The 24625-nt window shown below is 71.5% G+C and carries 19 protein-coding genes; 2 read left to right on the top strand and 17 right to left on the bottom strand.

Features of this window, described 5'->3' with window-relative positions; translation table 11 throughout:
- Nucleotides 1-81 precede the first annotated feature (81 nt).
- On the bottom strand, nucleotides 82-906 hold the full coding sequence (gene lspA, locus NQO67_RS24955) for a signal peptidase II (RefSeq protein WP_255952480.1): 825 nt from the start codon (nucleotides 904-906) through the stop codon (nucleotides 82-84).
- 219 nt (nucleotides 907-1125) lie between these two features.
- Complete coding sequence (locus NQO67_RS44825) at nucleotides 1126-2058, bottom strand: TraR/DksA family transcriptional regulator (RefSeq protein WP_255952479.1); 933 nt, start codon at nucleotides 2056-2058, stop codon at nucleotides 1126-1128.
- A 707-nt stretch (nucleotides 2059-2765) separates the two neighbouring features.
- On the opposite strand from NQO67_RS44825, the gene ileS reads away from it, so the two are divergent.
- The gene (ileS, locus tag NQO67_RS24945) at nucleotides 2766-5936 is read left to right on the top strand and encodes an isoleucine--tRNA ligase (RefSeq protein WP_255952478.1); all 3171 of its coding nucleotides are present in this window, start codon (nucleotides 2766-2768) and stop codon (nucleotides 5934-5936) included.
- A 52-nt stretch (nucleotides 5937-5988) separates the two neighbouring features.
- Here ileS and NQO67_RS24940 read toward each other — a convergent pair whose 3' ends face one another.
- On the bottom strand, nucleotides 5989-6591 hold the full coding sequence (locus tag NQO67_RS24940; protein ID WP_255952476.1) for a TetR/AcrR family transcriptional regulator: 603 nt from the start codon (nucleotides 6589-6591) through the stop codon (nucleotides 5989-5991).
- A 73-nt stretch (nucleotides 6592-6664) separates the two neighbouring features.
- On the opposite strand from NQO67_RS24940, the gene NQO67_RS24935 reads away from it, so the two are divergent.
- Entirely contained in the window at nucleotides 6665-7504 is an 840-nt protein-coding gene (locus NQO67_RS24935; RefSeq protein ID WP_255952475.1) for a class I SAM-dependent methyltransferase, read from the top strand.
- A 118-nt stretch (nucleotides 7505-7622) separates the two neighbouring features.
- Here NQO67_RS24935 and NQO67_RS24930 read toward each other — a convergent pair whose 3' ends face one another.
- The 14 genes from NQO67_RS24930 to NQO67_RS24865 all read right to left on the bottom strand — a co-directional run bounded on the left by NQO67_RS24930 (nucleotide 7623) and on the right by NQO67_RS24865 (nucleotide 24622).
- On the bottom strand, nucleotides 7623-8783 hold the full coding sequence (locus NQO67_RS24930; RefSeq protein ID WP_255952474.1) for a DivIVA domain-containing protein: 1161 nt from the start codon (nucleotides 8781-8783) through the stop codon (nucleotides 7623-7625).
- Between the two features lie 46 nt (nucleotides 8784-8829).
- Entirely contained in the window at nucleotides 8830-9114 is a 285-nt protein-coding gene (locus tag NQO67_RS24925) for a YggT family protein (RefSeq protein WP_255952473.1), read from the bottom strand.
- Nucleotides 9115-9164: 50 nt separating this feature from the next.
- On the bottom strand, nucleotides 9165-9812 hold the full coding sequence (locus NQO67_RS24920) for a cell division protein SepF (RefSeq protein WP_255952472.1): 648 nt from the start codon (nucleotides 9810-9812) through the stop codon (nucleotides 9165-9167).
- A gap of 176 nt (nucleotides 9813-9988) precedes the next feature.
- Nucleotides 9989-10735 (bottom strand): YggS family pyridoxal phosphate-dependent enzyme, encoded by a 747-nt coding sequence (locus NQO67_RS24915; RefSeq protein WP_255952471.1) that lies wholly within the window; start codon nucleotides 10733-10735, stop codon nucleotides 9989-9991.
- A gap of 5 nt (nucleotides 10736-10740) precedes the next feature.
- On the bottom strand, nucleotides 10741-11460 hold the full coding sequence (gene pgeF / locus NQO67_RS24910) for a peptidoglycan editing factor PgeF (protein ID WP_255952470.1): 720 nt from the start codon (nucleotides 11458-11460) through the stop codon (nucleotides 10741-10743).
- Between the two features lie 241 nt (nucleotides 11461-11701).
- Entirely contained in the window at nucleotides 11702-12907 is a 1206-nt protein-coding gene (gene ftsZ / locus NQO67_RS24905) for a cell division protein FtsZ (RefSeq protein WP_255952469.1), read from the bottom strand.
- 290 nt (nucleotides 12908-13197) lie between these two features.
- Nucleotides 13198-14046: a cell division protein FtsQ/DivIB gene (locus tag NQO67_RS24900; RefSeq protein ID WP_255952468.1), complete on the bottom strand. Its 849-nt coding sequence runs from the start codon at nucleotides 14044-14046 to the stop codon at nucleotides 13198-13200.
- An 87-nt stretch (nucleotides 14047-14133) separates the two neighbouring features.
- A complete protein-coding gene (gene murG, locus NQO67_RS24895; RefSeq protein WP_255952467.1) occupies nucleotides 14134-15228 on the bottom strand; it encodes an undecaprenyldiphospho-muramoylpentapeptide beta-N-acetylglucosaminyltransferase in 1095 nt (364 codons plus the stop codon).
- A 6-nt stretch (nucleotides 15229-15234) separates the two neighbouring features.
- The gene (gene ftsW, locus NQO67_RS24890) at nucleotides 15235-16674 is read right to left on the bottom strand and encodes a putative lipid II flippase FtsW (protein WP_255952696.1); all 1440 of its coding nucleotides are present in this window, start codon (nucleotides 16672-16674) and stop codon (nucleotides 15235-15237) included.
- Between the two features lie 165 nt (nucleotides 16675-16839).
- Nucleotides 16840-18252 (bottom strand): UDP-N-acetylmuramoyl-L-alanine--D-glutamate ligase, encoded by a 1413-nt coding sequence (gene murD, locus NQO67_RS24885; RefSeq protein WP_255952466.1) that lies wholly within the window; start codon nucleotides 18250-18252, stop codon nucleotides 16840-16842.
- Nucleotides 18249-19322, bottom strand: coding sequence for a phospho-N-acetylmuramoyl-pentapeptide-transferase (gene mraY, locus NQO67_RS24880; protein ID WP_255952465.1), 1074 nt, complete (start codon nucleotides 19320-19322; stop codon nucleotides 18249-18251). The genes murD and mraY overlap by 4 nt, the downstream gene beginning before the upstream one ends.
- Complete coding sequence (locus NQO67_RS24875; protein WP_255952464.1) at nucleotides 19319-20782, bottom strand: UDP-N-acetylmuramoyl-tripeptide--D-alanyl-D-alanine ligase; 1464 nt, start codon at nucleotides 20780-20782, stop codon at nucleotides 19319-19321. The genes mraY and NQO67_RS24875 overlap by 4 nt, the downstream gene beginning before the upstream one ends.
- 4 nt (nucleotides 20783-20786) lie before the next feature.
- Nucleotides 20787-22574, bottom strand: a complete 1788-nt coding sequence (locus NQO67_RS24870) for a UDP-N-acetylmuramoyl-L-alanyl-D-glutamate--2,6-diaminopimelate ligase (RefSeq protein WP_374119093.1) — start codon at nucleotides 22572-22574, stop codon at nucleotides 20787-20789.
- A 65-nt stretch (nucleotides 22575-22639) separates the two neighbouring features.
- Nucleotides 22640-24622, bottom strand: a complete 1983-nt coding sequence (locus tag NQO67_RS24865) for a peptidoglycan D,D-transpeptidase FtsI family protein (RefSeq protein ID WP_255952463.1) — start codon at nucleotides 24620-24622, stop codon at nucleotides 22640-22642.
- Nucleotides 24623-24625 lie beyond the last annotated feature (3 nt).

Here is a 24625-nt window from a genome sequence, read left to right as displayed (position 1 = left end):
CCGTCGAGTATGCCGGACCCGAGGGGTGCGCCGATGCCGCGGGCCGGCGAGGAGGTGCGGCCGGCCGCACCCGCGCCGCGTTCAGTCGCGGTGCACCGTGCCGTCGGGGTCGAGACCGCGGAAGGAGAGCAGGACGATCAGGATGCCGCCGCACACGATGGCCGAGTCGGCGAGGTTGAAGACGGCGAAGTACTTGGGCGCGATGAAGTCCACGACCTCGCCCTCGAAGACACCGGGCGAGCGGAAGAGGCGGTCGGTGAGATTGCCGAGCGCGCCACCGAGCAGCAGGCCCAGGGCGACCGCCCAGGGCACGCTGTAGAGCTTCCTGGCCAGTCGGATGATCACGAAGATCACCGCGGCGGCGATCAGCGTGAAGATCACGGTGAACGCCTCTCCCATGCCGAATGCGGCACCCGGGTTGCGGATCGCCACCAGCCGCAGCCAGTCGCCGATCAGCTCGATCGCCTCGTGGTGCTCCAGCTTCGCTACCACGATCACCTTGCTGACCACGTCCAGCAGATAGGCGACGACGGCCACCGCGAACAGCACCGCGATCCGCCGGGGGCCCCGGGGGCGCTCCTCGCCCGCAGGCTCCGGCCCGCCCTCGGCACCGCCCGGTGCGGCCGTGCCATCGGCGGCTTCCGCGTCATCGGTGGCCTTCGCGTCATCAGCGGCTTTCGCGGCTTCGGAGCTGTCCGGTTCCCCCGTGCGCCGGGCCTCCGTGGCGCCGTCCGGCCCCGCCGTGCGGCCCGGCCCGCCCGCTCGGTCCGGCGCGCTCCGCTCTCCCGGCATGCGGCGGTCCGTGCCGGGCGATCCGGGCGCGGCGTCCGCGTCCGACCGCTCCGTACCGGCCCCCGGCGCCGCGGAGGTGTCCGGCGTACCGATGATGCGCTCCGCCTCTGCCACGTGTGTCCCTCGGCCCTAGATACCTGACTGAGGACGAGAGTACGGCACGCGCCCACAGCCCTTCGCGGCACAGCCGCCCCACGATGATCACCCGCACGGCACCGCACGCCCCGACCCCGCCACCGGGCCTCCGCCCGCCCCGAAGGACCTGGTCAGCAGCCCGCACCGAGCACCGCCTGCGGCTCCGGGGCCGGCCGCCGGGCCGGGGCCCGGACAGGCCTAGCGGCGCTCCTGCTTCTGCTTGTCCTCCACGCAGAGCGTGGCCCGCGGGAACGCCTGCATGCGGGCCTTCCCGATGGCGTTGCCGCACACCTCGCAGAGCCCGTACGTGCCCGCGTGGAGCCGCTCCAGGGCGCGCTCCGTCTGGATCAGCATCTCGCGTGCGTTGGCGGCCAGGGCCAGCTCGTGCTCGCGGGTGATGTTCTTGGTGCCGGTGTCCGCCTGGTCGTCCCCGGCTCCGTCGCCGGAGTCCCGCATCAGGCCGGCCAGCGACTGCTCGGACGACTCGATCTCGTTGCGTAGCCGCAGCGCCTCCGCGGTCAGCTCGGCGCGGGCCTCGTCGACCTCTTCCTGGGTCCAGGGGTCTTCTCCCGGCCGGACCGGAAGGTCTTCGGGCGCCACCGCGCCCGGGCGTGCCTTGGGCACCGCGGTGGGCTGCTGCGCCGCCGTGGCCGGCCCCGGAGTCTTCTTACCCGCCACCGTCGTGGCTCCCGTCTTGTCCGCGGCCCGCGCCGCACCCTCGGCCGCCGAGGCGACCGCCTCGTCAACCGCGCCTTTCCTGCCGGCCGTGGTCCGCTCCACGGCCGCTTTCCCGGCCCGTGCTTCCTTGGCCCCGGCCGGCCCGGCAGGCGCCCTCTTCGCCGGCGCCCGGGGCGCCGGTCTCCTGGGCGTCCGCTTGGCCGGCCGGCTGGCCGGTCCCGCCGATGGTCCGGCGGCGTGCTGCCTGCTGGCTGATGCCCCGGTGGTCGATGTCGTAGTGGATGTCGTGGTGGTCGATGTCGTGGTGGCCGGTGCCTCGGCGGAGGTCTCGGCCGGTGCCCCGGTGACGGGCATCGGTCGGTCCTGGCGCACGGCACGGTCGCCGGTCGTCGTCGCGTCGCTGGGGGAACTGCTGGTCGCCGAGTGCTGTCCGGCGGTCTTCTTCGCCACCATGGCCGCGACCCCTTCACACCTTGTGATCTTGTTCGCGAATCGTGCTGGGACGATAAATCGACTCCTGGCCCGCGGCAACGGGGCACGCCGCCCGATTCGGCCACCCCTCCCCTGGAGGTACCGCCCGCGCCCGGAGGGCTCCTGGCGCCGAACGGCCCGGGATCCCCCGCCACCACGCGGCAGGCATGCATGCGTTGTGCCCAGCTCACCGCCGGGTAATCCGCCGGACCGGGGTGCGCCACCGATCCGCGGCACGCCGTCACGCCGTTCGGGTCACGCGGAGCGATCGGCCGGGCACCGGGGGGTGCCGGTGCCGGGACGGCTCCCCGGGCACCTGCCGGCCGGCCCGGCCCCGCGGAATTCGGGTCGGCTCCGGTTGCCGGGCCCCGTACACTGGGCGCAGCGAAAAGGCATGGATGGGGACGAGTAGCGGCGTACGCAGCCACGAGCGACCCGGGGACGGTGTGAGCCCGGGGGCGAGCGCATCGCGAAGATCACCCCGGAGCCGCCGGAAGAAAGCCGTCGGCGGGCCCAGCATCGGGCCCGGTCCACGGTCCGTAGACCCGGCATCGTGATCTCAATGAGAGGGCTCGCCCCACATGTGGTGCCGGCGGGCCAAGGAGGGTGGTACCGCGGGCGTCGCCTGGTGACAGCGACTCTCGTCCCTCCGACGGAAGGCAGCAGTCCGTTGGAGGAGCGCGTCAGTGATGTCGTCGAAGCCGTCGAATCCGCCCCAGTACCGTCAGGTACCCGCCCAGGTGGACCTGCCCGCGCTCGAGCACGCCGTGCTCGACTTCTGGCGTGAGCAGAAGGTCTTCACCAAGAGCCTGGAGCAGTCCGAGGGCCGCCCCGAGTGGATGTTCTACGAAGGCCCGCCCACGGCCAACGGCATGCCGGGCGCCCACCACATCGAGGCCCGCGTCTTCAAGGACGTCTTCCCGCGCTTTCGCACCATGCGGGGCTACCACGTGCCGCGCAAGGCCGGCTGGGACTGCCACGGCCTGCCGGTCGAGCTGGCCGTCGAAAAGGAGCTCGGCTTCAACGGCAAGCAGGACATCGAGGCGTTCGGCATCGCGGAGTTCAACGCCAGGTGCCGCGAGTCCGTCACCCGGCACACCGACGCCTTCACCGAGCTGACGACCCGCATGGGCTACTGGGTCGACCTGGAGGCCGCGTACTGGACCATGGACCCCGAGTACGTGGACTCGGTCTGGTGGTCGCTCAAGGAGATCTTCGGCAAGGGCCTGCTGGTGCAGGACCACCGCGTCGCCCCCTGGTGTCCGCGCTGCGGCACCGGCCTGTCCGACCACGAGCTGGCCCAGGGCTACGAGACGGTCATCGACCCGTCCGTCTACGTCCGCTTCCCGCTCACCTCGGGCCCGCTCGCCGGCCGGGCCGCCCTCCTGGTGTGGACGACCACCCCGTGGACCCTGGTGTCCAACACCGCCGTGGCGGCGCACCCGGACGTCACCTACGTCGTCGCCGAGCGGGTCACGGAGGACGGGGGGACGGGCGAGCAGCTGGTCGTCGCCGAGCCCCTCCTTCAGAAGGCGCTCGGGGAGGACTGGCGGCCCACCGGTGAGCGCTTCACCGGCGCCGAGCTGGAGCGCTGGACCTACCAGCGCCCCTTCGAGCTCGTCGAGTTCCCCGAAGAGGCGCATTTCGTCGTCAACGCCGAGTACGTCACCACCGAGGACGGCACCGGCCTGGTCCACCAGTCCCCCGCCTTCGGTGAGGACGACCTCAAGGTCTGCCGTGCCTACGGCCTGCCCGTGGTGAACCCGGTCCGCCCGGACGGCACCTTCGAGGAGGACGTCCCGCTGGTCGGCGGCGTCTTCTTCAAGAAGGCCGACGAGCGCCTCACCGAGGACCTCGACGCCCGCGGTCTGCTGTTCAGGCACATCCCCTACGAGCACAGCTATCCGCACTGCTGGCGCTGCCACACCGCGCTGCTGTACTACGCCCAGCCGTCCTGGTACATCCGCACCACGGCCATCAAGGACCGCCTCCTCGAGGAGAACGAGAAGACCACCTGGTACCCCGACTCGGTCAAGCACGGCCGCTACGGCGACTGGCTGAACAACAACGTCGACTGGGCGCTGTCCCGCAACCGCTACTGGGGCACCCCGCTGCCCATCTGGCGCTGCGCCGAAGACCATCTGACGTGCGTGGGCTCCCGCACGGAACTGACCGAGCTGACCGGCGTCGACCAGTCGGGCCTCGACCCGCACCGCCCGTTCATCGACGAGGTGACCTTCCCCTGCCCGCAGTGCTCCGGCACCGCCACCCGCGTCCCCGAGGTCATCGACGCCTGGTACGACTCCGGCTCGATGCCGTTCGCGCAGTGGGGCTACCCGTACAAGAACAAGGACCTCTTCGAGAGCCGCTACCCCGCCCAGTTCATCTGCGAGGCCATCGACCAGACCCGTGGCTGGTTCTACACGCTGATGGCGATCGGCACCCTGGTCTTCGACAAGTCCTCCTACGAGAACGTGGTCTGCCTCGGCCACATCCTCGCCGAGGACGGCCGCAAGATGTCCAAGCACCTGGGGAACATCCTCCAGCCGATCCCGCTCATGGACCAGCACGGCGCCGACGCCGTGCGCTGGTTCATGGCGGCCGGCGGCTCCCCGTGGGCCGCGCGGCGGGTCGGCCACGGCACCATCCAGGAAGTGGTCCGCAAGGTCCTGCTCACGTACTGGAACACGGTCTCCTTCCAGGCCCTGTACGCCCGTACGTCCGGCTGGGCGCCGTCGGCCGCCGACCCGGCACCGGCCCAGCGCCCGCTGCTGGACCGCTGGCTGCTCTCCGAGCTGCACGCGCTGACCGACCAGGTCACCCAGGCCCTGGACGCGTACGACACGCAGACCGCCGGCCGCCTGCTGTCCGGGTTCGTGGACGACCTGTCGAACTGGTACGTGCGCCGCTCGCGCCGACGCTTCTGGCTCGGCGACAAGTCCGCGCTGCGCACCCTGCACGACGTCGTGGAGACCGTGACGCGTCTGATGGCCCCGCTCACGCCGTTCATCACGGAGCGGGTCTGGCAGGACCTGGTGGTACCGGTGACGCCGGACGCCCCGGAGTCGGTGCACCTGTCCGAGTGGCCGAAGGCCGATCTGTCCATGATCGACCCGCAGTTGTCGCAGCAGATGGTGCTGGTGCGCCGCCTGGTCGAGCTGGGCCGGGCCACCCGCGCCGAGTCGGGCGTCAAGACCCGCCAGCCGCTGTCGCGCGCCCTGGTCGCGGCGGCCGGCTTCGAGCGGCTCTCGGACGAGCTGCGCACCCAGATCACCGAGGAGTTGAACGTCACGTCGCTGGCCACGCTCTCCGAGGTGGGGGGCTCGCTGGTGGACACCACAGCCAAGGCCAACTTCCGGGCCCTCGGCAAGCGGTTCGGCAAGCGGGTGCAGGCGGTCGCCAAGGCCGTCGCCGAAGCGGACGCGGCCGCACTGTCGTCGGCGCTGCGCGAGGGCACCGCGTCGGTCGAGGTGGACGGCGAGACGGTGCCGCTCGCGCCGGACGAGGTGATCATCACGGAGACGCCGCGCGAGGGCTGGTCGGTGGCCTCCGACGCGGGTGCCACGGTCGCCCTGGACCTGGAGTTGACGCCGGAGCTACGGCAGGCCGGCCTCGCCCGTGACGCGATCCGGCTGATCCAGGAGGCCCGCAAGAACAGCGGCCTGGACGTCGCCGACCGGATCGCGCTGCGGTGGACGTCGGCGGAGTCCGAGGTGGCGGCGGCGCTGGCCCGGCATGCGGACCTGATCGCCGAGGAGGTGCTGGCCACGGACTTCGCCGAGGGCGAGGCCGACGACACGTACGGCGCACCGTTCCGGGACGAGCCCCTGTCCCTCACGTTCGCGCTGCGCAAGGCGTAACCGGATCCAACCGCGCCGAGGGTGCCCCGCCGGGGGCGCCCTCAGCGCGTCCTCAGAGCAGCCGGCGCTGTACGACGTCGGCGACCACCGTGGCCACCACCCGCTCCACCTCGTCGGTCTCGGGCGCTCCCGCCGCCCGGCCGGCGAAGAGCAGATGCCCGGCGCCGACGAGGGAGAGCGCCAGCGTGTCGACGTCCGCGTCGGCCGCGATGCGGCCCATCGCGCGCTCCTCGGTGAGATAGGCCGCGATCATGGCACCGGCCTCCGTGAAGACCGGCAGGCCCGGCCCCGGCGCAGCGCCTCGCAGGCGGGCGCGCAGCTCGTCCCGGAAGATGACGAGACCGACCAGCGCCAGGGCGAACGCGTCGAACAGCTCCTCCAGCGCACCGGTGAGGTTTCCCACCACCGTGCCGATCCCGGCGAAGTCGCGCAGCAGCGCGGCCTGCTGCTCCACCCGCGCGACACGGCCCCGCACCAGCTCGGCGAGGAAGTCGTCGAAGTCGGCGAAGTGCCGGTGCAGGACGCCCTTGGCGCAGCCCGCCTCGTCGGTGACCGCACGGCTGGTCAGCGCGCTCGGCCCAGCCCGCAGCAGGACGCGCTCGGCGGCGTCGAACAACTGCTGGCGCGGGTCGCGGATGTGTACCCCGGTCGGCACGGGCACGTCCTTTCCAGCCTCGAAGGCCACTCATCGGTTGCACGAGTGGGCACTTGCCCACTAAGGTGGGCGCATGCCCACTCTATCGCGGGACCAGCCACGCCCTCCCGAGCGTGAGCCCCACCAGTATCGGCAGATGGCCGAGTCGTTCGGCATGGACCCCGAGCGCTACGACCGTGCCCGCCCTTCCTACCCCGACGCCCTGGTCGAGCGGATCGCCGCCACCAGCCCCGGCCCCGACGTCCTCGACGTCGGCTGCGGCACGGGCATCGCCGCCCGGCAGTTCCAGGCGGCCGGCTGCACGGTGCTCGGCGTCGATCCCGACGCGCGGATGGTCGAGTTCGCCCGCCGGACCGGGATCCGCGCCGAGGTCGCGACGTTCGAGACATGGGACCCCGCCGGCCGGGAGTTCGACGCGGTCGTCGCGGGACAGGCCTGGCACTGGGTGGACCCGGTGGGGGGCGTGACCAAGGCGGCGCGGGTGCTACGGCCCGGTGGCCGGCTGGCGGTGTTCGGACATGCCTTCGACGCCCCACCGGAGGTGAACGAGGCCTTCTCCGCGGTCTTCCGGCGGGTGGCACCCGAGTCGCCGCTGGCCCAGCAGCATGCCGCCGGCCAGCCGGTGCCGACCGCCCTGGAGATCTACCAGACGATGTTCGCGAAGGCGGCCGAGGGGATCCGGCAGGCGGGCGGGTTCGACGAGCCCGAGCTGTGGCGGTTCGACTGGGAGCAGACCTACACCCGGGACGAGTGGCTGGACCACCTGCCCACCACCGGCACCCTCACGCGGCTCGCGCCGCAGGCGCTGGCGGAGGTGCTGGAGTGCGTCGGTGCCGCCATCGACCGCATCGGCGGCGGCTTCACCCTGCCGTACACCACGCTGGCGGCCACCGCCGTTCGCGCCGGAGCCTGAGCCGTCCGTTTCCGCGCCCCACGGCGCGGAAGAAGCGCGCGGTCAGGACATGGCGAAGGGCAGGACCCCTGATCCGGGGTCCCGCCCTTCGTGATTGCCGGACGGCTAGGTGCCTACGTCAGTTGTCGTCCTCGTCGATGAGGAAGCCCCTCATCGGCGACGGCGCCTGCTGCATCGGGCCGGGGCCCTGCGGCCGCACCGGTGCCATCGGCTGCGTCATCGCGGGCGACATCTGCTGCTGCCCGCCGTACGACGGCGACGCTCCCGGCGCCGGTGCACGACCGGGGCTGGGCATACCGCCACCCATGGTGCCGCCGCCCATGCCGCCACCCATCGACTGGTTGCCGCCGTAGGACGGGGCACCCGCGCCGGCCGGTGCCATGGAGGGCGCCGGGGAGGGCAGGGACGCCGTCGAGGGGGTACGCGGCGGGGCCAGCGAGTCGTCCGCCTGGGTCTCCAGCTGGCGCAGCTGGCTCTCCAGGTACGACTTCAGGCGCGTGCGGTACTCGCGCTCGAAGCCACGCAGGTCCTCGACCTTGCGCTCCAGCGTGGCGCGCGCGGACTCCAGGGAGCCCATCGCGACACGGTGCTTCTCCTGCGCGTCCCGCTCCAGCGCGTCCGCCTTGGCGCGGGCGTCGCGCTCCAGGCCCTCGGCGCGGCTGCGGGCCTCACCGACGATCTTGTTCGCCTCGGAGCGGGCCTCGGCGATCGCCTGGTCGGCGGTCTGCTGGGCCAGCGACAGGACGCGGGCCGCACCGTCGTTGTGCGCGCCGCCGCCCTGGCCGGGCAGCTGGGGACCGCCGTGCGGGCCACCGTGACCCGGGCCGCCGTGGCCCATCGGGCCGACCGGGGCCATCTGGCCACCGGGGCCACCGAGCGGGCCACCCTGCATCGGGCCACCCTGCATCGGGCCGTGCGGGCCCTGCGGGCCGGGGCCGTGACCACCGGGTCCTGCGGGCAGCTGAGGGGGACCGCCCATCGGATGCTGCTGCTGCGGCTGCACCGGCTGCGGTGGTCCTGATATGGCAGCTGGTACCGGCCCGCCTGGTCGCTCCTGTGCCTCAGGAGGCTTCCGCATGGCGGCCTGCTGCTGGCTCTGCGCCGCGGCGCGAGTCGCCGCGGAGAGCTTCGCCCTCAGGTCCTCGTTCTCCCGCAGCAGGCGGGTGAGCTCGGCTTCGACCTCGTCGAGGAAGGCATCGACCTCGTCCTCGTCATAGCCTTCTCGGAGGCGGACGGTCGTGAACTGCTTGTTCCGCACGTCCTCGGGGGTCAACGGCATCTCTTCACCTCAACGTAGTCGTCGGCAATCGGCAAGACCGTATCGTTCACAGCCGGCTCACGATGGAGATCAGGATGTAGACGATGATCATCAGTACGAAGAAGGACAGGTCCAGTGCCACGCCCCCGAGACGCAGCGGCGGAATGAACCGCCGCAGAAGCTTGAGCGGTGGATCCGTCACAGTGTAGGTGGCCTCCAGGACGACCACCATCGCCTTGCCGGGCTGCCATGCGCGGGCGAACTGGAACACGTAATCCATCACCAGCCGGAAGATCAGCACGATGAGGAAACACATCAGCGCGATGTAGAGCACATCCAAGACCACGCCCATCTCCGCGCTTACCTCTCCCCGTGTCGTGCCGTGTGGCAGGTGCCTGTGTCTCAGCTCTGATTGAAGAACCCGCCCTCTGCGATGCGGGCCTTGTCCTCCGCCGTGACATCGACGTTAGCAGGAGACAGCAGGAACACTTTCTGAGTCACCCGCTCAATGCTGCCATGAAGCCCGAAGACCAGACCGGCGGCAAAGTCGACAAGTCTCTTTGCATCCGTGTCGTCCATCTCCGTGAGGTTCATGATCACCGGCGTGCCCTCGCGGAAGTGTTCCCCGATGGTACGGGCTTCGTTGTAGGTCCGGGGGTGCAGTGTGGTGATCCGGTACGGCTCTCGTTCGGACACGACCTTGGGCATGATCACCGGTGCGTTCTTCTCCATGCTCTGACGTTCAGGTGTGATGGACGCCACGGGAGCGATTCGTGCCGGACGCCCAGATTCCGCCGAAAGCGAGGCCGGCTCACGATGCACCGGCGACGAAGCGGAACGAGCCGTTTCGCCCCTTTCGACCTGCTGTGAATGAGGAGGCTGACGGGACTGGTGCGACGGAAGCGGCGCCTCGTGCCGCCGACGGTCCCGCTCCGGCTCCGGATCGAGCTCGGGCTCGAAATCATCATCGGGGTCGAACCCCCGACCGTCGTACCCATCGTCCTCCACGAGGCCGAGGTAGACCGCCATCTTGCGCATCGCGCCGGCCATGCTCTGCATCCTCCGCTCTGTGGTGGATCGTCGTGGTGGATCGGCTGACGCCAACCAATGTGCCCGCGATCCACGTGATCTGTCCCGGTTTTGCGGTTTTTCGCGCTTAACTCTGATTTACTCCGCTTGCCCCGGAAAGACCATATTTTCTGCTGTGGTCCGACTTCTTGGCGACGTTACCCGAGCCTGGGGCGGACTCCGAGTACCGCGGTGCCGACGCGTACATGTGTCGCTCCGGCGGCCACGGCGTGTTCAAGGTCCGCACTCATCCCTGCGGACACCATGTTTGCAGCAGGATGCGCCGCGCGCAGGGTGGTTGAGAAGTCCATCAACCGCTCGAATGCCGCGCGTTCCCGGCCGGCGTACGGTCCGGCGAGCGGTGCGACGGTCATCAGGCCGCCGAGCCAGAGCCCCGGCGCGTCCGCGATCCGGTCGGCCAACTCCTCGATCGCCTCGGGCGCGACACCCCCGCGCTCCCCCGTGGCGGCCACCCCGGAATCCCCGCTTCCGCGCACCTCGGCGTCGAGCGCGACCTGGATCAGGCAGCCGAGTTCACGGCCCGCGCCGTCCGCCTGCCGCGACAGCGCGTCCACCAGCTTGGGCCGGTCGACCGACTGCACGACATCGGCATAACTGACTACGGAACGCACTTTATTGGTCTGCAATTGACCGACGAAATGCCATGTGAGAGGCAGATCTGCGCACTCGGCGGCCTTCGGTGCGGCGTCCTGATCACGGTTCTCGGCCACGTGCCGGACGCCGAGTTCCGCGAGGAGACGCACATCGCTCGCGGGATAGGTCTTGGTGACCACGATCAGGGTCACCTCGTCGCGCCTGCGGCCGGCCGCCGCACACGCCGCGGCGATCCGGTCCTCCACCTGCGCCAGATTGGCGGCGAGTTGCGCCCTGCGGTCCTGCGTCATGTCCCTCAGTCCAGCCAGACGTATCCCGCGAGCCGCCCGGTGGTGCGGTCGCGACGGTACGAGAAGTGATCGTCCGACTCCCGTGTGCACACGGCGGACTGTTGCCGGTCGCGGACGCCGAGCCGCTCCAACTGGGCGTGCACCCCGGCGGTCACGTCGATGGCGGGGGTGCCCCAGGAGGTGACGGCGCCTGCGGCGGGCTCGACGGCGGCGATCTCGGCCCGCATCGCCTCGGGCACCTCGTAGCACCGGCCGCAGATGGCGGGTCCGGTACGGGCCTGGATGCGGGCGGGGTCGGCGCCCCGTTCGACCATGGCGTGCACCGCGGCCGGGACGACCCCGGCGACCATGCCGGCACGGCCGGCGTGCACCGCGGCGGCGACCGAGGCGACCGGATCCGCCAGCAGGACGGGGGTGCAGTCGGCCACCAGAACGGCGAGTGCGAGACCCGGGCACGTGGTGACGAGCGCGTCCACCTCGGGCACCGGACGGTCGCCCCACGGGCCGTCCACCACGGCCACGTCGCACCCGTGCACCTGGTTCATCCAGACCACCCGGGCGGGGTCGAGCCCGAACCGGGCGGCGGTGCCTGCGCGGTTGGCACGCACGGCGTCCGGGTCGTCACCGACGGCACCGCCGAGGTTGAGCTCCGCGTACGGCGCGGTGCTCACGCCGCCCCACCGGTCGGTGAAGGCGAAGTGCGTGCGCCGCGGTGCGGCCGCCACGGACGAGTGCCGGCCCTCGCCGATGCCAGGTGCACCGGAAGCCCGGGAGGGTCCTGGACGCGCCGCGCCCGCCGGCTCCGAAGCCTTCGGTGCCGACGCCGCCGGAGTCGGGGCCGCCTTCGTACCCGCGGCGTCGCCGGCGAACCCGGCCGACGGGCTCGCCGACCCGGCGCTCACCGGGCTCGGGCGGCCCGTGGCGGGGGCGTCCTCGTGCCGAGCTATCACCTCGAAGAACCCCGGATCACTTGAGGAAGTCCGGAACGTCCAGCTCCTCGGCCGCGCTGTCCGGGTAGGACCGGGGCGCCGGCGGGACCTGCGTGGGCGTGCCGCCGGACGGCAGGTCGCTCGCGGAGACGGGCTCCGGGACGTGGTCCTCGCGCGGGGTGACGCTGCCGAGGCTCCCGAAGGCCGTGCGGGACTCGCCGCCGGCGCGGGTCGAGGACTGCTCCTCGCGTCGGACGCCGGACGAGCCGTGCGCACCCTCGCGCTTGGCGGGCGGCTGGCCACCGTCGAACCCGGCGGCGATCACGGTGACCCGCACCTCGTCGCCGAGTGCGTCGTCGATGACCGCGCCGAAGATGATGTTGGCCTCCGGGTGGGCGGCCTCGCTCACCAGTTGGGCGGCCTCGTTGATCTCGAACAGGCCGAGGTCGGAGCCGCCGGAGATGGAGAGCAGCACGCCGCGGGCGCCGTCGATGGAGGCCTCCAGCAGCGGCGAGGAGATCGCCATCTCGGCGGCGGCCACCGCGCGGTCGTCGCCGCGCGCCGAGCCGATGCCCATGAGCGCGGAACCGGCCTCCGACATGACCGACTTGACGTCGGCGAAGTCGAGGTTGATCAGGCCCGGGGTGGTGATCAGGTCGGTGATGCCCTGGACACCGGAGAGCAGCACCTGGTCGGCGGACTTGAACGCGTCCAGCACGCTGACCTGGCGGTCCGAGATGGACAGCAGCCGGTCGTTCGGGATCACGATGAGGGTGTCGACCTCGTCGCGCAGTTCGGCGATGCCGTCCTCGGCCTGGTTGGCGCGGCGGCGGCCCTCGAAGGTGAACGGGCGGGTGACCACGCCGATGGTGAGGGCGCCGAGCGAGCGGGCGATGTTGGCCACGACGGGGGCGCCGCCGGTGCCGGTGCCGCCGCCTTCGCCGGCGGTCACGAAGACCATGTCGGCCCCCTTGAGGACCTCCTCGATCTCCTCGCGGTGGTCCTCGGCGGCCTTGCGGCCGACGGCCGGGTTGGCACCGGCGCCGAGGCCGCGGGTGAGTTCCCGGCCGACGTCGAGCTTGACGTCGGCGTCGCTCATCAACAGGGCCTGCGCGTCGGTGTTGATGGCGATGAACTCGACGCCCTTGAGACCGACCTCGATCATCCGGTTGATGGCATTGACACCACCGCCGCCGACACCGATGACTTTGATGACTGCGAGGTAGTTCTGCGGTGCTGCCACGTCGAAGGCCTCTCGCCTCGATTACGTGCCGTCGTGCGCTCGTTGCACCACGACAGCGATGCCGAATGGGCCGGTTCGAACTGGCTCCGAACGCCGACCCGAACCCTAACCGTGAAGTTTAGGGTTACCAGTGTGTCCCGTGCAGGGTTACGTGGACCCTTCGGAACAGGACACTAAGTCGACAAGTGGCGCCCGTTCAATGAACACGCCGAACCTCCCGTTTTTCTTTTCACCCTATGTGATCACCCGTAGCGCTGCACAACCAGGGTGCTGGCCTGCGACGACGGCCGTCAACTCCCCGATACGGCAGGGGCGCTGGGGGCGGTCACGTCGAAGTGCCGGGCATGCGGAGCTGCTTTCATGAGAGCGGTGAGCGTTCTGCCCTTCTCGGCGCCCTGCTCGCCACTCCCCCAGAGAACCACGCGGCCTCGGGTCAACTCCACGGAGATACTGTCGTATGAGCGGACTTTGACCAGCCGGACATCGTGGGCGACGACCGGCGGCAGGGCTTGGGCCACCCGCACCGCCTCGCGCACCAGACGGTCGGGACCGAAGCGGCGCAGACTCGTGGCGCTGCCCCCTTGCGGGCGGGTGGCCAATTCCAGCCTGGGAACACCCTTCGGGGCCGTCGCGACCGTCGCGAATCGCACTCCTTTTGCATCCACTTCCGTGAACTTCCCGCCCTTCTCGATAAGCAGGGCGGGCTTCCGCTCGGTCACTTCCAGGCGGATTTCATGCGGCCAGGAACGCACCACGGCGACCGAGTCGATACGCGGCAACGCCGCCCGCAATCGACCGGCCACGGCGTCGGTGTCCACGGACGCCAGGGGCGTGCCGAGCCCCACGGCCGCCACGGCCCGCACCTGCACCGGCTTCAGCACCTGGGTTCCGGTCACGCTCACCTGCCGGACCCGCAGCCACGACGAGCCGTAGAGCGCCCAGCCGGAGAACCCTCCCAGCACCAGCACGAGGACGGCGACCAGGACGGCGAGCCGGCGCCGGCGCACCGGCCCGAGCAACCGCCAGGCGCGCAGCAGGCGGGGCAGCCGGGTGCTGCCGAGCGGGCCGCGGCGCCGCGCGGGTCCGTCGCCCTGGGGCCGCTGCCGTTCGCCGGGATCGGCGGTGGTCGGTCCGGACACGTCGTCATGCCTCCTGTGACTCCCCCCGACCTGCTGCCGGGAGATGTCTCCGGCCGGGCGCGTGGCCGCGGCCCCATGGGCCTTCGGTCACGCTGCCCGGCGTCCCGCGATCGCCTCGTACACCATGCCGACCAGCAGTTCGTCGGCGTCCCGCCGGCCGAACTCGGAAGCGGCGCGGGACATCTCGTACAGCCGGTGCGGATCGGAGAGCACCGGCAGCACGTTGGCCTGCACCCACTCGGGCGTCAGCTCGGCGTCGTCGACGAGCAGGCCGCCGCCCGCCTTGACCACCGGCTGGGCGTTCAGCCGCTGTTCGCCGTTGCCGATGGGCAGGGGGACGTAGGCGGCGGGCAGTCCGACGGCGGACAGCTCGGCGACGGTCATCGCGCCCGCACGGCAGAGCATCATGTCGGCCGCGGCGTAGGCGAGATCCATACGATCCAGGTACGGTACCGGGATGTAGGGGGGCATTCCCGGCATGTTGTCAACGTGCGGCATGTCGTTCTTCGGGCCGACCGCATGCAGGATCTGGATGCCGCTGCGTTGCAGCATGGGGGCGACCCGCTGGACCACCTCGTTGAGCCGGCGTGCGCCCTGCGAGCCTCCGGAGACCAGCAGCGTCGGAGCGTTCGGGTCGAGCCCGAAGGCGGCGCGCCCCTCCGGGCGCGCGGCGGCGCGGTCCAGGGTGGCGATGGAGCGGCGCAGCGGGATGCCGATGTACCGCGAGTTGCGCAGCTTGCTGTCCGGGGTGGAGACCGCGACCTGCGCCGCGTACCGGGAGCCGATCTTGTTGGCCAGGCCGGGGCGCGCGTTGGCCTCGTGGATGATGATCGGCACCCCGCGCCGTTTGGCCGCCAGGTAGCCGGGCAGCGCCACATAGCCGCCGAACCCGACGACGGCGTCCGCCTTGGTGCGCTCCAGGACCTGCTCGGCCGCCTTGATCGTGCCGCGCAGCCGCCCGGGCACGGTGATCAGCTCGGGGGTGGGCTTGCGCGGTAGCGGTACCGCGGGGATCAGCGCCAGTTCGTAGCCCCGCTCGGGCACCAGACGGGTTTCGAGTCCGCGCTCCGTGCCCAGGGCCGTGATCCCCACGGTCGGGTCCTGCCTGCGCAGGGCGTCCGCGAGGGCGAGCGCGGGCTCGATGTGGCCGGCGGTCCCCCCGCCGGCGAGTACGACATGCACCGAAATTCACCGCTCTCCGGACGAGCGCGCCGCTGCGCGCCGTCGCATCGTGTGCCATCTACGAGGCTCCTGCTCCGTCCGGTCCACCCGGTCGGAGGCGGCGCCTCGTGCCGCCCACTTTCTACCAAAGATGGGCCTGCCCGAGACGGTCCCCCTGGGGGCATCTCCCGGGCCCTTCGAGGACGCGGAACGCTTGGCGGCCTTCTGGCGGCTCGCAAGGGCCATCCGCGCCGCCGGGTCGTCGCGGGCAAAGGCGATCAACAACCCGATGGCGAACATGGTCGGCAGCAGCGCGGAGCCACCGTAGGAGAACAGCGGCAGCGGCACCCCCGCGATCGGCAGCAGACCGAGGACCGCACCGACGTTGATGACGGCCTGGGCCGTGATCCAGGTGGTGACGCCTCCCGCGGCATACCTCACGAACGGCTGCTCCGTGCGCCCGGCCACCCGGATGCCCGCGTAGCCGAGCAGCGTGAACAGTGCGAGCACGGACAGCGTCCCCGCCAGGCCGAGTTCCTCGCCGGTGACGGCGAAGATGAAGTCGGTGTGGGCTTCGGGGAGTTGGCCCCACTTCTCCACGCTCGCGCCGAGCCCGGAGCCGAACAGGCCGCCGGAAGCGAGCGCGTAGATGCCGTGCACCGCCTGCCAGCACTGATCGTCCGGGCCCGGCACCGTGGCGCCCAGGCAGCCGAGCCTGGCCATCCGGTTGGGGCTGGTGGCGATCAGCAGCAGGCCGATCAGCGAGGCGCCGGCGAGCACCCCGGCGAACAGCCGGGTGGGCGCCCCGGCCAGCCACAGCAGGCCGAACAGGATGGCGCCGAGGATGATCGACGTGCCCATGTCGCCGCCCAGCATGATCAGTCCGAGCAGCAGGAAAGTGGCCGGCACCAGTGGGACCAGCATGTGCTTCCACTGCGCCAGCAGCCGCTTGTCCTGCTTGCGCGCCAGCAGATCGGCGCCCCAGAGCACCAGGGCCAGCTTGCCGAACTCGCTGGGTTGGAGCTGGAAGGGGCCGCCGAACGAGATCCAGTTCTGGTTGCCGTTCACCGCGATCCCTATCCCGGGCACCTGCACCAGCACCATCAGGAAGACGGATCCGACCAGCAGCGGATAGGCCAGGGCGCGGTGCAGCCGTACCGGCATCCGGGCGGCGGCGAACATCAGACCTCCGCCGATCAGGGCCGCGACGAACTGCTTGCGGAAGAAGTACGCGGCGGGCAGCGACAGCTGCAACGCCCGGATCACGGAAGCCGAGTAGACCATCACCAGACCGAGCACGGTGATCAGCAACGAGCTGCCGAGGATCACATAATAAGCCGTCAGCGGCCGGTCCCACGCCCGCCGCACGCGCCCCACGAGCCCCCCGAGCGGCACCCAACGGGGCACCGGCCGCGGCGCAGGGGCGCGCCGGGGGGCGGGTGGTCGTCCGACGCGGCGCTCCGGCATCCGCTCACCCCTACCGGGCACGGACCCTCCGGTGGTACGCGGTGCCGAGCGGCCCCCGACGAGCTGCGAGCCCCAACCGAGCCAAGGCGTCCCTCCCAAAGAGCATCCGGCGCCCCACGGACCACGGCGTTCCGGCGCGGGCCGTGATCCGGCCGACCGGTGCCGTCAGGCGCCCTGTGCGGGGAGCGTGCGGACCGCCTCCGCGAACATGTCTCCGCGCACGTTGTAGTTGGTGAACATATCCATGGAGGCGCAGGCCGGCGCGAGGAGCACGGTGTCTCCCGGCGCGGCGAGCCGTGCCGCTTCCCGGACCGCCACCGCCATCGCCCCAGTGTCGGTCCGGTCGAGGTCGACGACCGGGACTTCGGGCGCGTGTCGCGCAAGCGCTTCGCGGATCAGGGCGCGATCGGCACCCATCAGCACCACGCCCCGCAGCCTGCGGGCCGCCCCGGCGACGAGTTCGTCGAAGGCGGCGCCCTTGGCGAGTCCACCGGCGATCCAGACCACCGATTCGTAGGTCGCCAAGGATGCCTCGGTGGCGTGGGTGTTGGTGGCCTTGGAGTCGTCGACGTAGGCGACGCGGTCGACGTCGGCGATGTGCTGCATGCGGTGTGCGTCGGGGTTGAACGCCCGCAGGCCGTCCCGAACGGCGCTGGCCGGCACGCCGTAGGCGCGTGCCAGGGCCGCTGCCGCCAGGGCGTTGGCGATGTTGTGCGGGGCGGGCGGGCGGACGTCGGCGACCTCGGCGAGCTCCTGGGCCCGGTGCTGCCGGTCGGGGACGAAGGCGCGGTCGACGAGGACGCCGTCCACCACGCCGAGTTGGGAGGGTGCGGGGGCGCCCAGGGTGAATCCGATGGCGCGGCAGCCCTCCTCGACGTCGGCGGCGCGCACCAGGTCCTCGGTGGCCTTGTCGGCGACGTTGTAGACGCAGGCGACCTTGTTGCCCTGGTAGATGCGGCCCTTGTCGGCCACGTAGGCCTCCATGGAGCCGTGCCAGTCCAGGTGGTCGGGGGCGAGGTTCAGCACCGTGGCGGAGTGCGCCCGCAGGGAGGGCGCCCAGTGCAGCTGGTAGCTGGACAGCTCCACGGCCAGGACGTCGTACTGCTCCTCGCCCAGCACCGCGTCGAGGAGCGAGATGCCGATGTTGCCGACGGCGGCCGTGCGCAGGCCCGCCGCCGTCAGGATGGCGGCGAGCATCCGGGTGGTCGTGGTCTTGCCGTTGGTGCCCGTGATCGCGAGCCAGGGTGCCGAGTCGGGGCCCCGCAGCCGCCAGGCCAGCTCCACGTCGCCCCAGATCTCCAGACCGGCCTTGCGTGCCGCCGTGAACAGCGGCTTGCCGGGGTTCCAGCCGGGCGTCGTGACGACGAGTTCGGTGCCCTCGGGCAGGGTGGCGCCGTCACCGAGGCGGACGGTGACGCCGAGCGCCTCCAGTTCGGCGGCCTGCTCGCGCGCGCGTGCGTCGTCGCCGTCATTGACGACCGTGACGATCGCGCCGCGCGCGTGGAGCACCTTGGCCGCCGGGATACCGGAGACGCCGAGTCCGGCGACGGTGACGCGCCTACCCTGCCAGTCGGTCATTTCTTGGCTGCCCATCCGGCGTAGAAGAGGCCGAGCCCGACGATCACGCACATGCCCTGGATGATCCAGAAACGGACCACGACCAGGACCTCGGACCAGCCTTTGAGTTCGAAGTGGTGCTGGAGCGGCGCCATCCGGAAGACCCGCCGCCCGGTGAGCCGGAACGAGCCGACCTGGATGACCACGGACATGGTGATCAGGACGAAGAGGCCGCCGAGCAGGGCGAGCAGCAGTTCCGTGCGGGAGCAGATGGCGAGGCCGGCGAGCGCGCCGCCGAGCGCGAGGGAGCCGGTGTCACCCATGAAGATCTTGGCGGGCGAGGTGTTCCACCACAGGAAGCCGAAGCAGGCGCCCATCAGCGCGGAGGCGACCACCGCGAGGTCCAGCGGATCGCGCACCTCGAAACACGCGTGCGGGTTGGTGAGGGTCTGCGCGTTGGCGCAGGACTCCTGGAACTGCCAGACCCCGATGAACGTGTAGGCGCCGAAGACCATCACCGAGGCGCCGGTGGCCAGGCCGTCGAGGCCGTCGGTCAGGTTCACGCCGTTCGACATGGCGAGGATCATGAACAGCGCCCAGACGACGAACAGCACCGGGCCGATGCTCCACCCGATGTCCTCCGTGAAGGAGATCTTGGTGGAGGCGGGGGTCTGGCCGCGGACGTCCGCGAACATCAGCCCCAGCACGGCGTAGGCGATGCCGACGATCAGCTGGCCGGCCATCTTCGCCTTGGCGCGCAGCCCGAGCGAACGACGCTTGACGATCTTGATGTAGTCGTCCAGGAAGCCGACCAGGCCCATGCCGGCCATCAGGCCGAGCACCAGCAGGCCGGAGAAGGTGACCGGCTTGCCGGTGATCACCTTGCTGAGGAAGTAGGCGATGATCGTCGCCAGGATGAACGCGATGCCACCCATGGTCGGCGTGCCGCGCTTGGCGTGGTGCTCGCGCGGCCCGTCGTCGCGGATGTACTGGCCGTAGCCCTTGCTGGCCAGCAGCTTGATCAGCAGAGGCGTGCCCACGAGAGTCAGGAACAGGCCGATGACTCCCGAGAACAGGATCTGGTTCATCATCCGGCGACGACCTCGCCCTCGCCCAGGCCCGCCCGGCCCGATCCGCCGTCCGCCTCCAGCAGGGCGGTGGCCACCCGCTCGAGACCCACCGACCTTGATGCCTTCACAAGCACGACATCCCCCGGGCGCAACTCACTGCGCAACAGGTCGACCGCCGCCCGTGCGTCGGACACGTGCACCGACTCCTCACCCCACGAACCCTCGTTGTAGGCGCCCGCCCGCAGCCAGGCCGCTTCCCGCTCCCCGACCGCCACGAGCCTGCTCACGTTGAGCCGGACGGCGAGCCGTCCGACCGCGTCGTGCTCGGCGAGAGCTTCGTCCCCGAGCTCGGCCATCGCACCGAGCACCGCCCACGTTCGTCCCCCCTTCGCCCGCCGGGCCTCGCCCATCGCCGCGAGCGCGCGCAAGGCGGCCCGCATGGACTCGGGGTTCGCGTTGTAGGCGTCGTTGACCACCGTCACGCCGTCCGGGCGCTCGGTGACCTCCATCCGCCAACGGGAGAGGGTGCCGGCCGCGGAGAGCGCCTGGGCGATCTCGGATGCGGACAGGCCCAACTCATGGGCGACGGCGGCCGCGGCAAGCGCGTTCGACACGTGATGCTCACCGTACAGGCGCAAGGTCACGTCGCTGCACCCGGAGGGTGTGTGAAGGCGGAAGGCGGGCTGTCCGGTGTCGGTGAGACGGACGTTCTCGGCACGTACGTCGGCTTCGCCGGCTTCGTTCGACTCTCCGAAGAAGACGACGCGTGCGGTGGTGCGGGCGGACATGGCGCGTACGAGGGGATCGTCCGCATTGAGGACGGCGATGCCACCCGCGTCGGCGGCGGGCAGCGCCTCGACCATCTCCCCCTTGGCCTGGGCGATCTGCTCCTTGCCGCCGAACTCGCCGATGTGGGCGCTGCCGACGTTCAGGACCAGGCCGATGCGGGGCGGGGTGAGGCTGGTGAGGTAGCGGATGTGGCCGATGCCGCGGGCGCCCATCTCCAGGACGAGGAACCGGGTGTCGCCGGTGGCGGTCAGCGCGGTGAGGGGCAGCCCGATCTCGTTGTTGAGGGAGCCGGGCGTCCACACGGTGGGGGCCTTGCTGGAGAGCACCTGGGCGATGAGGTCCTTGGTGCTGGTCTTGCCGGCGGACCCGGTGAGCGCCACCACGGTGGCGCCCAGTCGTTCGACGACGGTGCGGGCGAGGGCCCCGAGCGCGGTCTGGACGTCGTCCACGACGATGGCGGGCACGCCGACGGGCCGGGCGGCGAGCACGGCGACGGCGCCCGCCGCGACGGCCCCGGCGGCGTAGTCGTGCCCGTCGACGCGCTCGCCGGCGAAGGCGACGAACAGGCTGCCCTGCTGCACGGCGCGGGAGTCATGGACGACGGATCCGGTGACGAGGGCACTGGGGTCCGGTATGTCATGGGTCTGCCCGCCGACGATGGTGGCGATCTCGGCGAGGGAGAGGGCGATCACAAATTCATCCCTGGGTCTGCTGAATGGCTTCGCGGAGCACTTGGCGGTCGTCGAAGGGCCGGATCACCCCGGCGATGTCCTGCCCCTGCTCGTGCCCCTTGCCCGCGATCAGCACGGTGTCGCCGGGGCCCGCGTGGGCCACGGCGGCGGCGATGGCGGCCGCCCGGTCCTCGAAGACCGCGACCTCGCCGCGCTCGTGGGCCGGGACCTGCGCGGCGCCGGCGAGCATGGCGGCCAGGATCGCGAGCGGGTCCTCCCCACGCGGGTTGTCGGAGGTGAGGACGGCCTCGTCGGCGAGCCGGGCCGCGGTGGCTCCCATGGGGCCGCGTTTGGTCTGGTCGCGCTCGCCGCCGCAGCCGAGCACGATGTGCAACTTGCCCTCGGTGACCTTGCGCAGCGCACGCAGCACCGATTCGACGGCGTCGGTCTTGTGGGCGTAGTCGACCACGGCGAGGTACTCCTGACCGGCGTCGACGCGCTCCAGGCGGCCGGGCACCCCCGGGACGCCGGCGACCCCGTCGGCGGCGGTCTGCGGGTCGATCCCGGCGACCGAGAGGGCGACGATGGCCGCCAGCGCGTTGGCGACGTTGAAGGTGCCCGCCAGCGGTGATCGCGCGGCGATGCGCCGCCCGTCCGGACTGATCACCGTGAAGGTCGACTCCAGCGGCCCCACCTGCACGTCGGCGGCCCGCCAGTCGGCGTCGGGGTGGCCTTCGGCCGAGTAGGTCGTGACGGGCACCTCGGACTCGTGGACCAGCCGGCGGCCGTACTCGTCGTCCAGGTTGACCACGCCGGCCCTGGAACGCAGCTTGGTGAACAGCTGCGCCTTGGCCCGGAAGTAGTCCTCCATGCCGGAGTGGAACTCCATGTGCTCCGGGCTGAGGTTGGTGAAGACGGCGACGTCGAAGACGCAGGCGTCGACCCGGCCGAGGACCAGCGCATGGCTGGAGACCTCCATGGCCACGGAGCCGACGCCGCGCTCGCGCATCACGGCGAAGAGCGCCTGGAGGTCGGTGGCCTCCGGGGTGGTGCGCTCGGACTTGATGCGCTGCTCCCCGATGCGGGTCTCCACGGTGCCGATCAGACCGGCGAGCGAGCCGGTCGCGGTCAGGCCGCCCTGCACCAGGTAGGCCGTGGTGGTCTTGCCCGAGGTGCCGGTGATGCCGATCTGGAGCAGATCGCGGCCGGGATGCCCGTAGACCGTCGCGGCCAGCTCGCCCATCCGGCCGCGCGGATCGCCGACGGTGAGCACGGGCAGCCCGGTGGCCATGGCGCGCTCGGTGCCCGCCGGGTCGGTGAGGACGGCGACGGCGCCGAGGTCGGCGGCCTGCGCTGCGAAGTCGGCGCCGTGCAGCCGGGCGCCGGGTAGCGCGGCGTACAGGTCGCCTGGGCGCACGGCGCGCGAGTCATGGGTGATGCCGGTCACCATGATGCCGTGGTAGCCGGCGGCCGGGGCGGCGGTGCTGCGCACCCCGACCTGGTCGGCCAGCGACGTGAGGGGAGTGGCCCCGACCTGCTCGGGTCGCGGCGTCCCGGGCACGGCCTGGGAAGAGAGGGTGTGATCAGCCTTTCGCACGGCGGTGAGCGTACCGGTCACCACGGTCCGTGAGTCAAAAGCGCCGGGCCGTTGCGCAGCGTGATCGGGTCGCTGCGCGTCCGGTTCGGCGGGGCCCACGGGGGCGGTGCCCGGGGCGTCCGTAGCGGTGGGACCTGGCGTTGTCACGGGGGCGGCGGGGTCGGGCGTGGGTTGTGGTTCGGGGGCGTTCCCTGGGTTGGGAGTGATCGTTGTCACGGGCGGTTCCTGGTTCTGTGCAGTCCCGGATCTGGTGCAGTCCGGCCGGGGACCGGTGGAGCGCGTCAGTCCCTGGCGGGGTCGAAGGAGACGGGCAGCCGGTCCGGCTTTGCACCGGTGGGCGGCACCTGGAGGGTCTTCAGTGCGAACTCCATGACCTGTTTGAAGATCGGTCCACAGGTCTGTCCACCGTAGTAACTGCCCTTGGTGGCGTTCTGGAGTACGCAGTAGACGGTGACGCGCGGCTTGTCAGCGGGGGCGAAGCCGGCGAACGACGAGGTGTAGCCGTGGTAGCGGCCGGTTTCCGGATCGACGCGGTCGGCGGTACCGGTCTTGCCGGCGACCCGGTAGCCGGGGATGCGGGCGAGGGTGCCGGTGCCCTCCTCGTCGCCGACGACGGACTCCAGCATCCGTGCGAGCGTCTTGGCGGTCTTCTCGCTCACCACGCGGGTCTTCGCGGGCGCGGCGGCGGGGGTGAAGGTGCCGTCGGCGGTCTTGGTGCCGCGCACCAGGGTCGGCTCCACGCGTACCCCGCCGTTGGCGATGGTCGAGTAGACGGAGGCGGCCTGGAGCGCGTTGACGGAGACGCCCTGCCCGAAGGGGATGGTGAACTGCTGGGAGAGCGACCACTTGTCGGGGGGCGCGAGGATGCCCTGCGTCTCGCCGGGGAAGCCGAGTCCGGTGGGCCGTCCGATGCCGAACTTGCGCAGGTACGAGTACAGCACCCGGTCCGCCTCGGCCTGGGTCTTGCCCAGCTGTCCGGTGGCGAGGATGGTGCCGATGTTGCTGGACTTGGCGAGCACGCCGTTGAGCGTGAGGTACCAGGTGGGGTGCTCGATGTCGTCCGAGAAGAGCCGATCGCCGCGGTGCAGCCGGTTCGGCACCGTGACATGGGTGAGCGCGGTGGCGGCGTTCTCCTCCAGGACGGCGGCCATGGACATCAGCTTGGCGGTGGAGCCGGGCTCGTAGGCGTCCTGGAGGGCGGCGTTGCCGAGGGGGGCGTCCTTGGCGCTGTCCAGGTCGTTCGGATCGAACCCCGGGGAGTTGGCCATGGCCAGCACCTCACCGGTGCGGGTGTCCTGCACTATCACGTAGCCCCGGTCGGCCTTCGACTTCTTCACCTGCTCGGTGATGGCGTGCTGGGCGGCCCACTGGATGTCGCGGTCGATGGTGAGCTCGACCTGCGCACCGGGCACGGCGGGGGTGACGCTGCTGCCTGCGGTGGGCACCTGGTGGCCGCCGGACTGGGCGTAGGTGATCTTGCCGTTCCGGCCGGCCAGCTGCTTGTCGAGTTGCAGTTCGAGACCGCCGGCGCCCTTGCCCGCGGCGTTGACCCAGCCCAGTATCCCGGCGGCCAGGTCGTTGTTGGGGTAGACGCGTTTGCTGCTGGGCTGCTGGAAGACGCCGGCGAGTACGTTGCCGGCCTTCGGGTCGCTGGCCGCCTTGTCGGCGAGGGCGTTCTTGAGGTCCTTGATCTGGTTCCAGACCTGCGGGGTCTGGCGGCGCGCCAGCAGCACGTAACGGGTCCTGGGCAGGCTGAGCTTCTTCGTCAGGGTGGCCGTGGACTCGCCGAGGATCGGGCCGAGCAGCGCCGCCGCCTGCTGGGGCGCACCGGGGACCTTGGTGGCCTCGGCGGTGAACATCGACGGGTCGGCGGTGATGTCGTAGGCGTCCACGCTGATGGCGAGGTCGACGCCGCTGCGGTCCGTGATGCCGCCGCGCTCCGCCGTCAGCGGCTGGCTGGTGTAGCGGTTCTCGGCGGCCTTGGCCGCGTAGGCGCTGGCGTCGAGGCCCTGCACCTGGAAGAGCCGCCCGACGAACGCCAGCATGATCAGCGTCAGGCCGAGGCTCACCATGCGCAGCCGGGGCCGGGGGCTGCCCAGCCGGATGGTGCGGCCACCCGGGCGGGCTCCGCTGCCGGCGGGTCGCGGCCGGCGCGTGGGGCGGGCGCCCGGGCCGGCGCCTGCACGGCGGCCGTCCCGGCCCGCCTGACCGGCCGCCCGGGCGGGCGGGGGTACGCGACGGCGCGGGGCTTCCCTGTCGGTCACGGC

The sequence above is a fragment of the Streptomyces odontomachi genome, from assembly GCF_024435355.1.
GTDB classification, from domain to species: Bacteria; Actinomycetota; Actinomycetes; order Streptomycetales; family Streptomycetaceae; genus Streptomyces; species Streptomyces odontomachi.
This window is presented reverse-complemented; position numbering and strand designations above follow the sequence as displayed.

Excerpts from the sequence above, each read along its gene's own strand:
- NQO67_RS44825 (WP_255952479.1), bottom strand. The coding sequence starts at position 2,058 with ATGGTGGCGAAGAAGACCGCCGGACAGCACTCGGCGACCAGCAGTTCC.
- ileS (WP_255952478.1), top strand. The coding sequence starts at position 2,766 with ATGTCGTCGAAGCCGTCGAATCCGCCCCAGTACCGTCAGGTACCCGCC.
- NQO67_RS24935 (WP_255952475.1), top strand. The coding sequence starts at position 6,665 with ATGCCCACTCTATCGCGGGACCAGCCACGCCCTCCCGAGCGTGAGCCC.
- NQO67_RS24930 (WP_255952474.1), bottom strand. The coding sequence starts at position 8,783 with ATGCCGTTGACCCCCGAGGACGTGCGGAACAAGCAGTTCACGACCGTC.
- NQO67_RS24925 (WP_255952473.1), bottom strand. The coding sequence starts at position 9,114 with ATGGGCGTGGTCTTGGATGTGCTCTACATCGCGCTGATGTGTTTCCTC.
- NQO67_RS24920 (WP_255952472.1), bottom strand. The coding sequence starts at position 9,812 with ATGGCCGGCGCGATGCGCAAGATGGCGGTCTACCTCGGCCTCGTGGAG.
- NQO67_RS24915 (WP_255952471.1), bottom strand. The coding sequence starts at position 10,735 with ATGACGCAGGACCGCAGGGCGCAACTCGCCGCCAATCTGGCGCAGGTG.
- ftsW (WP_255952696.1), bottom strand. The coding sequence starts at position 16,674 with ATGCCGGAGCGCCGCGTCGGACGACCACCCGCCCCCCGGCGCGCCCCT.
- murD (WP_255952466.1), bottom strand. The coding sequence starts at position 18,252 with ATGACCGACTGGCAGGGTAGGCGCGTCACCGTCGCCGGACTCGGCGTC.
- mraY (WP_255952465.1), bottom strand. The coding sequence starts at position 19,322 with ATGATGAACCAGATCCTGTTCTCGGGAGTCATCGGCCTGTTCCTGACT.